The sequence below is a fragment of the Promicromonospora sp. NPDC050249 genome (assembly GCF_040656015.1).
Lineage (GTDB): Bacteria > Actinomycetota > Actinomycetes > Actinomycetales > Cellulomonadaceae > Promicromonospora.
On sequence record NZ_JBFAKY010000019.1, the window covers coordinates 70376 to 80211 of the forward strand.

Here is a 9836-nt window from a genome sequence, read left to right on the forward strand (position 1 = left end):
CGGGGACGTGCCCGGTCAGGTCTGGCAGGTAGGGCACCAGAACAGGTTGCGGCCTGCCAGCTCCTTGGTCAGGACGGGTGTGCCGCAGATCCGGCACGGCAGGCCGGCCCGGTGGTAGACGTAGAACGCCTGGTCGGACGGCACGGCGCCGGGCGTCCCGTCGGTGTTCTGCCGGGTCCGACGCCGCCCGCCGACAACGGGCTTGTGTTCGTCGGAGCCTTCGTCGGGGTCATAACCCCGTTCTCGACTCGCCTCCCGGGTCGGGCTGTCGGCCGGGTCGGTGGTGACTATCGCGCCCAGGGCGGCGCCGTCGCGCATGAGGGTCACCAGGTCGTCCCAGATCGCGCGCACCGTCGTGGCAGGCACGGCGCGCCCGGGCCGCAGCGGGTCGACGCCTGCCCGGAACAGCGCCTCGGCGCGGTAGATGTTCCCGACCCCAGCGACGACCGCCTGGTCCATGAGCTGCTGCCCGATCGTGACCCGCGACCGGCCGACCGCCGCGACAAAGGCCTCGACGTCGCCGTCGTCCCGGATGGGGTCCGGGCCCAGGCGCGCCTCGACCGCCTTCTTCTCCTCGGTCGTGATCACCTCGCAGGCCGTCGGCCCGGTGAGGTCCGCGACTGCGTGGTCGCCGAGCAGGCGCACGCGGACCTGCCCGCGCGGGTCGGGCACGAGCCATTCGCCGTCGTCCGAGCCTGTCGAGGTCTGGGCCTCGGCAAGCTCGACCACCGGGTTGGTCTCCCGTTCACCGATGCGCTTGCGCGGCGCGCCGATCGCGTGCGCCACCTCGGGTGCGTCCGGGGCGCCGGCGAACGTCCACGTGCCGTACAGCCCGAGGTGCGTCCGCAGCCACAGATCGCCCTCGAACCCCAGGAACAGCTGCTTGCCCCATGCCTCGCTCGCCACCAGACGGCGCCCCGAGAGCACGGCGGCGCCGTCGGCGAACCGCCCCTGCGGGCTGCTCACCCGGAGGACCTGCCCGGCGTACAGCGAGTCGAACGTCCGCGCGAGGCGGTGGACGGTGTGGCCCTCAGGCACGCTTTGCTTCGTAGTCGGCGAGCTGGTCGATGCGGCGCTGGTGCCGCTCGTCGCCGCTGAACGGCTCGGCCACGAAGGCCTCGACGAACGACGTCGCCTCCTCCACCGAGTGCATCCGGCCGCCCACGGCGATCACGTTGGCGTCGTTGTGCTGGCGGCCCAGCCTGGCGGTCTCGAGCGACCACGCGAGGACGGCGCGGACGCCGGTCACCTTGTTCGCGGCGATCTGCTCGCCGTTGCCCGAGCCGCCGATGACAATGCCGAGCGAGCCCGGCTCGGCGACGACGGCCTCGCCGGCGGAGATGCAGAAGGCTGGGTAGTCGTCCAGGGGGTCGATCTCGTGGGCCCCGTGGTCGATCACCTCGTGCCCGGCGGTGGTGAGGTGCTGCACCAGGTGCTGCTTGAGGTCGTACCCGGCGTGGTCGGCGGCGATGTGCAGGCGCATGGGCCCCATTCTTCCCCATCTCCGAGGTCGGGCGCGCAGCACGAGAATCCGGGCGCAAAGGTTGCGTACGCTGGCGCAATGACCACCGACGCCACGGGTCTCACGTCGGGCATCGACCTCGACGCGCTCGACCCCGCAACCCGACCGCAGGACGACCTGTACCGCCACGTCAACGGGCGGTGGATCGACAGTCACGAGATCCCCGCCGACCGTGCCATGGACGGCGCGTTCCGAGACCTCTACGACAAGGCAGAGGTGCACGTCCGGGAGATCATCCAGGACGCGCCGACCGGTTCGAAGATCGGCGACCTGTACAAGAGCTTCATGGACACGGAGCGCATCACGGGCCTCGGCACGGCTCCCCTGGACGAGGACTTCGCGCTCATCCGTGACGCCGGCGACATGACGGCCCTGACCCACGCGCTGGGCACGCTGCAGCGCACGGGCGGCACGGCTGGCGTCCGCTTCTGGGTGGACAACGACGCCACCGACCCGGAGAAGTACGTCGTGTACCTGCGGCAGTCCGGTCTCGGCCTGCCCGACGAGGCGTACTACCGCGAGGAGCAGTACGCCCCGATCCGCAAGAAGTACCTGCCGCACGTGGCCAGGATGCTGCGCTTCGCCGGCGTCCACGAGACGTGGGGCGTCTCCGCCGACGACGCCGCCAGCCGCGTCTTCGACCTCGAGAAGCGGCTCGCCGCCCACCACTGGGACGTGGTGCGCGACCGCGACGCCACCCTCACGTACAACCCGATGACGCTGGCCGACCTGGCCGGGTCTGCGCCCGGTTTCGACTGGTCGGCCTGGGCCGAGGCGCTCGGCGTACCCGCCGGCGCGTTCGACGACGTGGTGGTGCGCGAGCCCGACTTCGCGACGGGCTTCGCCGCCCTGTGGAGCGAGCTGTCGCTGCTGGACTGGCAGCTCTGGATGACGTACCACGTGGTCAGCGCCCGGGCGCCCTACCTGACCGACGAGATCGTCGAGGCCAACTTCGACTTCTACGGCCGCACGCTCACCGGTGCGCAGGAGGTCCGCGAGCGCTGGAAGCGCGGCGTGGCCCTCGTGGAGGGCGCGCTCGGCGAGGTGGTGGGCGCGGAGTACGTGGCGCGGCACTTCCCGCCCGCGAACAAGGCCAAGATGGACCGGCTCGTGGACGCCCTCGTGGCGGCCTACCGCGAGTCCATCGAGGGTCTCGACTGGATGACCGACGAGACCAAGGCGAAGGCCCTGACCAAGCTCGAGAAGTTCACGCCCAAGGTCGGGTACCCCGTGAAGTGGCGCGACTACTCAGGGCTCGAGGTGGACGCGGCCGACCTGGTGGGCAACGTGCGCCGGTCCAACGCGTTCGACCAGGACTACGAGCTCGCGAAGATCGGCAAGCCGCTGGACCGCGACGAGTGGTTCATGACGCCGCAGACGGTCAACGCGTACTACAACCCCGGGATGAACGAGATCGTCTTCCCCGCGGCGATCCTGCAGCCCCCGTTCTTCGACCCCGAGGCCGACGACGCCGTGAACTTCGGCGGGATCGGCGGCGTCATCGGGCATGAGATCGGCCACGGCTTCGACGACCAGGGCTCCAAGTACGACGGCGACGGCCGCCTCGAGGACTGGTGGACCGACGCCGACCGCACCGAGTTCGAGAAGCGCACGAGCGCGCTGATCGCGCAGTACGACGAGTTCCGCCCGGCCCAGCTGGAGGCGTCCGCAGCCGTCGCGGGTGACGAGGGCGAGGGCGACGGCGAGCAGGCCGAGGACGCGCACGTCAACGGCAGCCTCACGATCGGCGAGAACATCGGCGACCTGGGCGGGCTGTCGATCGCCATCAAGGCGTACCGGATCGCGCTCGGCAAGCCCCTGGAGGAAGCGCCGGTCGTGGACGGCCTGACCGCCCTGGAGCGGGTCTTCCTCGGCTGGGCGCAGGTGTGGCAGTCCAAGGGCCGTGACGAGGAGGTGCTCCGCCGTCTCGCGACGGACCCGCACTCCCCCAACGAGTTCCGCTGCAACGGCGTGGTGCGCAACGTGGACGAGTTCTACGCGACGTACGACGTCCAGCCGGGCGACGCCCTGTACCTCCCGGAGGAGGACCGCGTCCGCATCTGGTGACAGTTCGCGAAGTAGAGCGCCTGTCCGGGTCTCCCTGGTGTCACCAGGGAGATCGGACAGGCGCTCTACTTCGGCGACCTCACGTCAGGAGTCGGCGGACTGGGCCTTCAGGGCTCGGTCCGTGCCGGCCAGCGACTCGACGACCAGGCGGCGCAGGGCCGGGGCAGCGTCGGCGTTCGTCTCCAGCCACGCGGCCGTGGCATCCCGAAGCTCGACCGACGCCAGCGGCGCCGGGTAGAAGCCCTCGATGATCTCCTCGGCGATGTGGTAGCTCCGCTCGTTCCACACCTTGAGCACCGCGTCCAGGTACGGCTGCACGACGCCTGCCAGTACGGCCGGGTCGCTCACGTGCACGAAACCGAGACCGGTGTTCCGGATGATCGCGTTCGGCACGTCGGCGTCCACCACTGACGACAGCGCGGCCAGCTTGCCCTCGACGGTCGGCTTCGCGGCCCGGGCGCGCGCGGCGGACTGGCGGCCCGTCGCGGTGTCGTCGGCGGCGAGCGTCGCGTCGATCTCCTCGTCGCCCGCGGCACCGTTGAGCACGAGGCCCTCCAGCAGCTCCCACCGCAGGTCCGTGTCGATCTCGAGACCGTCGAGCGTGACCGAACCGTCCAGCAGCCCGGACAGCGTCTCGACGTGCGCCGGCGTCGACGCGACGTGCGCGAAGAACTTCACCAGCTGGAACTGGGTGTCCGAGCCGGCGGCGGCTTCGCCCACGAGCGTCCAGAGCGTGTCGCCCACCTCGGCGAGGGTCGCCGCCCGCTTCGACGGCGCCACGTACTGCCTGGCCGCAAGCACCATCTGGTTGAGCGTGGTGCGGAGCGTCGTCGACTCGGTCTCGCGGGAGATGCCGCCGAGCACCAGGCGGACGTACTCCGACGCCGGGACCTCACCGTCCCGCACCGAGTCCCAGACCGAGCCCCACACCAGGGAGCGGGCCAGCGGGTCCGCGATGTCGCCCAGGTGCTCCAGCGCGACGCGGAGCGACGCGGCATCGAGGCGGATCTTCGCGTACGCGAGGTCCTCGTCGTTGAGCAGCACGAGCGCCGGACGGTCGAGCTCGACGAGCTCCTTCACGTCGGTCCGCCGCCCGTCGACGTCTACCTCGACGAAGTGCGTGCGCACGAGCTCGCCGGCGTCGGACAGGCTGTAGAAGCCGATGCCGAGGCGGTGCGGGCGGATCGTGGGCCACTCGGCGGGCGCCGTCTGCTCGACGACGAACGACATGATGCGGCCGTGGCTGTCCGTCTCGATCACCGGACGCAGCGTGTTCACGCCGGCGGTCTCCAGCCAGAGCTTCGACCAGGCCTTGAGGTCGCGGCCGCTGGTCGTCTCGAGCTCCGTGAGCAGGTCGGGCAGCTCGGTGTTGCCCCACGCGTGCTTGCCGAAGTACGCGGAGACGCCTGAGATGAACGCCTCGCGCCCCACCCAGGCCACGAGCTGCTTGAGCACCGACGCGCCCTTGGCGTAGGTGATGCCGTCGAAGTTGACCTGGACGTCCTCCAGGTCCTTGATCTCGGCGACGATCGGGTGCGTGGACGGCAGCTGGTCCTGCTTGTAGGCCCAGGACTTCTCCATCGCGGAGAACGTGGTCCAGGCTGCGTCCCACTCGGTGGCCTCGGCCGTGGCGAGCGTGGACGCGTACTCAGCGAACGACTCGTTGAGCCAGAGGTCGTTCCACCACTTCATGGTGACCAGGTCGCCGAACCACATGTGCGCCAGCTCGTGCAGGATCGTCACGACGCGGCGCTCGCGCACGGCGTCGGTCACCTTGGAGCGGAACACGTACGACTCCGTGAAGGTCACGCAGCCCGCGTTCTCCATGGCGCCCATGTTGTACTCGGGCACGAAGAGCTGGTCGTACTTGGTGAACGGGTACGGCACGCCGAACGTGTTCTCGTAGAACTCGAAGCCCTGCCGGGTCTTCTCGAAGATGTAGTCGGCGTCGAAGTGCTCGGACAGCGACTTGCGGCAGAACGCGCCGAGCGGGATCTCGCGACCGTCCGACGACGTCAGCGACGACCGGACCACCGCGTACGGGCCGGCGACGAGCGCCGTGATGTACGTCGAGATGCGTCCGGTGGGCTCGAACGTCCAGGTGGCGACGTCCTCGCTGATGGAGCCCGTCGCGGCGACCGGCTCCGGCGTCGGCTCGTTGCTCACGACCTGCCATGCCGCGGGCGCGGTGACGGTGAACTGGAACGTCGCCTTGAGGTCCGGCTGCTCGAAGCAGGCGAACACGCGGCGGGCGTCCGGCACCTCGAACTGCGTGTACAGGTAGACCTCGCCGTCCACCGGGTCCACGAAGCGGTGCAGGCCCTCGCCGGTGTTCGTGTAGCCGCAGTCGGCGACGACGACGAGCTCGTTGTCGGCGGCCAGGCCCTCCAGGGTGATCCTGGAGTCCGCGAACACTGCCGACGGGTCCAGCTCACGGCCGTTCAGCACCACGGACCGCACCGACGGGGCGACCAGGTCGACAAACGTCGAGGCGCCCTCCGTCGCGGTGAAGCGCACAGTCGTGGCGGACGCGAAAGTCTCCGGGCCGGTGGTCAGGTCCAGCGCGATCTCGTACGACTCGACCGCTACGACGCCGGCGCGTTCGACCGCCTCGGCGCGGGTCAGGTTCTCTCCGGGCACAGGCCCTCCACGTCTGTCTTCTCGGGGGCGGCAGATGACGCCCCGCACGCCCGACGGGCGCGCCTTTTCGGTTGGGTTGTCGTCCGGTCTGTGAACTACCTGCGACGACTCGTCGATCATGCCACGCAGGAGTAACAGCGAGTAACGCCTTTGTGTACGATCGACCGCGGTCGCCCGACCGACCGATTTGAGCTGAGGGAGTCGCCTGATGTCCGGCACAGTGCCGCCGCCACCGCCGCCAGGCGGTTGGCCCGACGAGGACCCGGGTACGCCGTCCCCGGAGCAGGACCCGCCCACCGCGCCGACGCCTGTCCAGCAGGGGCCGGTTCAGCGGGTCTCCGCGGCGACCCGCAGACCACCCGCCATCTCACCCGCGAGCCAGTTCTCGCAGGCTGTCACGCCGGCACCCGCCGCGCCCGGCGCTCCCGTGGTGCAGTCCGTCCACATCCACAACGGCGGCGGCGCCGCCCCGCAGTACTACACCGAGCAGTACCAGCAGCCCTACCAGCAGCCCCACCAGCAGGGCTACGCACAGCCTCAGGCATACGCGCAGCAGGCGCCACAGGGCGGCCAGTACCCGCCGCAGCCGTACCCGCCGCAGGGTTACGACCAGTACGGCCAGCCGGTGCCCGGAGCGGCGGCCGACGGCTACGGGCCCGAGCCGGGGCGCAAGAAGCTCAGCCCCGGCTGGATCGCCTTCATCGCGCTGGACGTGCTGCTCGTGATCGCGGCGATCATCTTCGCGGTGAACCTGCTGGGCAGGCCCGACACCACGCTCGAGACGGGCGGGACGCCGGCCGCCGAGCAGTCGGCGTCGCCGGAGCCGGAGGAGGGCCTGGAGACCGACGGCGGGGCCGGCGTCGAGACGTTCGCCGCACCGTCGCTCAACATCACGTGCACGGTCTCCGTGGACGCGGCCACCTGCGGCATCGCGGAGCTCGACCAGAAGCCCGCGCCCGACGCCTCGTGCGGCGGCGCGTCCGGCTACGTGGCGAAGGTCGACCCGACCGGCAACGTGACCCAGCCGTGCGTCACCAAGCAGGACCAGCCCAAGAAGGCGAAGGGCGACGTCGCGATCCTGAACTACGGCGCAGAGAAGAAGGCCCACGGGTTCACGTGCGTCAGCGACGAGTCCGGCATGAGGTGCGTGGCCGACGCGACCGGCAGCGGGTTCTCGATCGCCCGCGCGGGCATCGGCGCCGCCTGACCCGACTCTCCACCGCACCACCCCGCCGAGGTAGAACTGTGGCGCACCCCGCTCGGGGTGCGCCACAGTTCTACCTCGCCACAGCTCTACCTCGGCGGATCTACCTCGGCGGAGCGGGCTCGGGGTCCTCCTCGTTCATGACCGTGACCAGCGACCGCAGGCGCGCATGGGTGAACAGGTCCTCGAGCAGCACCACCGTGCCGGCGGAGTCAGCCAGCGGCACCTTCCAGTTCGGGTACTCGGTGTTGGTGCCCGGCTGGTTCTGGGCGCGCCGCTCCCCCACGGCGTCGGTCAGGTACACGCCGACCAGCGCGGCCGGCGTGTCCTTGAGGTAGCGGTGCAGCCCCTCGACGAGCTCGCGCTCGGACGGGTCGAACGTCGTCAGGCCGCGGCGGGACAGTGCCTCCACGAGCGACTCGCGCTCCGCACGTGCCTGGGCCCGCAGCACCGTCGGCTCCTCCGTGAGCAGCCCGAGGCGCTCACGCAGGTCCACGTGCTCGCCCGCGAGATAGCCGGCGGTCGGCGGCAGGTCGTGCGTGGTGACCGTGGCCAGCGCCGTCCGGCGGTACGCCTCCGGCTCGATGGGCGCCCCGGCCGCGTCCCGCTCGAAGAGCAGCACCGACGTGCCGAGGATGCCGCGCTCCTCGAGGTAGTCGCGGATCCACGGCTCGAACGTGCCGAGGTCCTCGCCGATGACCGTCACCCCGGCACGGTGCGCCTCCAGGCACAGGATGCCGATCAGGGCCTCGTGGTCGTAGGTGACATAGGCGCCGGCCGACGCGCGTGCGCCGCCCGGGATCCACCAGAGGCGGAAGAGCCCGAGGATGTGGTCGATCCGCAGCGCGCCGCAGTGCCGCAGCACGGTGCGCAGCATCTCGCGGTAGGGCGCGTAGCCGGCCTTCGCGAGCGCACGCGGGTGCCACGGCGCCGGGGACCAGTTCTGGCCCTGCTGGTTGTACATGTCCGGCGGAGCGCCGATGGAGACGCCCTGGGCAAGCACACCGGCGTCCGCCCACGCGTCGGCGCCGTCCGGGGACGAGCCGACGGCCAGGTCCTTGAGCAGGCCGAGCCGCATGCCGGCGTCGAGCCCGGCGCGGTGCGCCGCATGGAGCTGCTCGTCGGCGACCCACTGGAGCCAGCAGTAGAACTGGACGCGTTCGGAGAGCGCGTTGCGCAGCGTCGTCACACCGGACGACGACGGGTCGGCGAGCTCGGTCGGCCAGTCGCGGCCGTCGAGGTGCTCCGTGATGGCGCACCACGTCGCGAAGTCGACGAGGCCCTTGCCCTGCGCCAGCACGAACTCGTCGAACGCCGTCTGCCGGGCCGCCGACCGCTGGGCCGTGTACACGACCTCGAGGGCGGCCTTCTTGGCCTCCCAGATGGCGTCCCGGTCGATCGGCCCGGAGTCCTCGGACAGCTCGCGGACCGGTTCGCCCGCCCATTCCACGAGCGATCGGTCGGCGGCGGAGAGGTACGCCGTCTCACGGATGTCCTCGACGCGGATGTACAGCGGCGACATGAAGCGGCGCGACGTCGGCAGGTAGGGGCTCGGCGTCACCGGCAGCACCGGCTCGGTGGCGTGCAGGGGGTTGATCCCGACGAAGTCCGCACCGCCGTTGTGCGCCGTCTGCCAGGCGAGGTCGGCCAGGTCGGCGAGGTCGCCCATGCCCCAGGAGTCCTTGGACCGCACCGAGTAGAGCTGGACCATGAAGCCCCAGGCCTGCTTGCGGGCGACCTTCTTGCGCAGCTCCAGCCGCTCGGGAGTCACCACGAGCGGGGTCTGCGCCGTCTGGCCGCCGGACTCGGCGTGCAGCGTGTGCCAGCCGAGCGGCAGGTCGGCAGGGACGGTGAACGTCACGCGCCCGACCTTGCGGCTGTCCACCGTGCGGGGCTCGGTGTGGACGTCGGCCTGCCGCAGCTGGACGCGGGGACCCCGCACCACCGCGAACGAGCCGGTGGTCGTGGTCGCCTGCGGTGCGGTCACACGCCACGGGGTGGCGCTGGTGGGCACGACCGGCTGCTCGGACTGCTCGAGCGCTATCCACGCCGTCACGTCCGCGCCATCCGCTACGTGCACGGCGACCTGTACCTCGGTGCCCTCCCGGGTCACGACGGTCGGCGGCAGCATCGCGCGCCACTCGTCGTCCTCGACCCGGTCCAGGCTCACGGCGATCGCTCCCGGGGTCGACGCAGGCACGTCGAGCGCCTCCAGCACCGCGACGACCGTCGACACGCTGACGTGCTGTACGCGGCCGTCATGGTCGGTGTACACGCACTGCACGCCGTGGGCGGTCGCCAGCTCGGCCAGCTCCGGCGGCACGGCGGCGCCGTCTCCGGTGGACCCAGGCATCGGTTCGTCGGTCACAAGGAAAGATCTTGCCATCTACCGGCGCTCACCGG

Annotated in this window: 6 protein-coding genes; 2 read left to right on the plus strand and 4 right to left on the minus strand. The window is 71.0% G+C overall.

Annotated features, from left to right (window positions below; genetic code table 11):
* Window positions 1-15 precede the first annotated feature (15 nt).
* Together AB0I32_RS16735 and AB0I32_RS16740 are read right to left on the minus strand one after the other, a co-directional pair.
* On the minus strand, window positions 16-1038 hold the full coding sequence (locus tag AB0I32_RS16735; RefSeq protein ID WP_357507922.1) for a DNA-formamidopyrimidine glycosylase family protein: 1023 nt from the start codon (window positions 1036-1038) through the stop codon (window positions 16-18).
* Window positions 1031-1483, minus strand: coding sequence for a ribose-5-phosphate isomerase (locus tag AB0I32_RS16740; protein ID WP_357507923.1), 453 nt, complete (start codon window positions 1481-1483; stop codon window positions 1031-1033). Before AB0I32_RS16740 ends, AB0I32_RS16735 begins: the two co-directional genes overlap by 8 nt.
* 78 nt (window positions 1484-1561) lie before the next feature.
* Between AB0I32_RS16740 and AB0I32_RS16745 the strand changes: the two genes are divergently transcribed.
* Window positions 1562-3589, plus strand: coding sequence for a M13-type metalloendopeptidase (locus AB0I32_RS16745; RefSeq protein WP_357507925.1), 2028 nt, complete (start codon window positions 1562-1564; stop codon window positions 3587-3589).
* 84 nt (window positions 3590-3673) lie between these two features.
* On the opposite strand, the gene pepN is transcribed toward AB0I32_RS16745, so the two are convergent.
* Window positions 3674-6229 carry an aminopeptidase N gene (gene pepN / locus AB0I32_RS16750; protein WP_357507927.1) on the minus strand — a complete coding sequence of 852 codons (2556 nt, stop codon included), beginning with the start codon at window positions 6227-6229 and terminating at the stop codon, window positions 3674-3676.
* Between the two features lie 208 nt (window positions 6230-6437).
* Here pepN and AB0I32_RS16755 point away from each other — a divergent pair, with 208 nt between their 5' ends.
* A complete protein-coding gene (locus AB0I32_RS16755; protein WP_357507929.1) occupies window positions 6438-7436 on the plus strand; it encodes a hypothetical protein in 999 nt (332 codons plus the stop codon).
* Between the two features lie 100 nt (window positions 7437-7536).
* On the opposite strand, the gene malQ is transcribed toward AB0I32_RS16755, so the two are convergent.
* Window positions 7537-9786: a 4-alpha-glucanotransferase gene (gene malQ / locus AB0I32_RS16760; RefSeq protein WP_357507996.1), complete on the minus strand. Its 2250-nt coding sequence runs from the start codon at window positions 9784-9786 to the stop codon at window positions 7537-7539.
* Window positions 9787-9836 lie beyond the last annotated feature (50 nt).

Bases quoted from the DNA above. Each gene is read 5' to 3' on its own strand.
- AB0I32_RS16745 (WP_357507925.1), top strand. From the start codon at position 1,562: ATGACCACCGACGCCACGGGTCTCACGTCGGGCATCGACCTCGACGCG.
- AB0I32_RS16755 (WP_357507929.1), top strand. From the start codon at position 6,438: ATGTCCGGCACAGTGCCGCCGCCACCGCCGCCAGGCGGTTGGCCCGAC.
- AB0I32_RS16740 (WP_357507923.1), bottom strand. From the start codon at position 1,483: ATGCGCCTGCACATCGCCGCCGACCACGCCGGGTACGACCTCAAGCAG.
- malQ (WP_357507996.1), bottom strand. From the start codon at position 9,786: ATGCCTGGGTCCACCGGAGACGGCGCCGCCGTGCCGCCGGAGCTGGCC.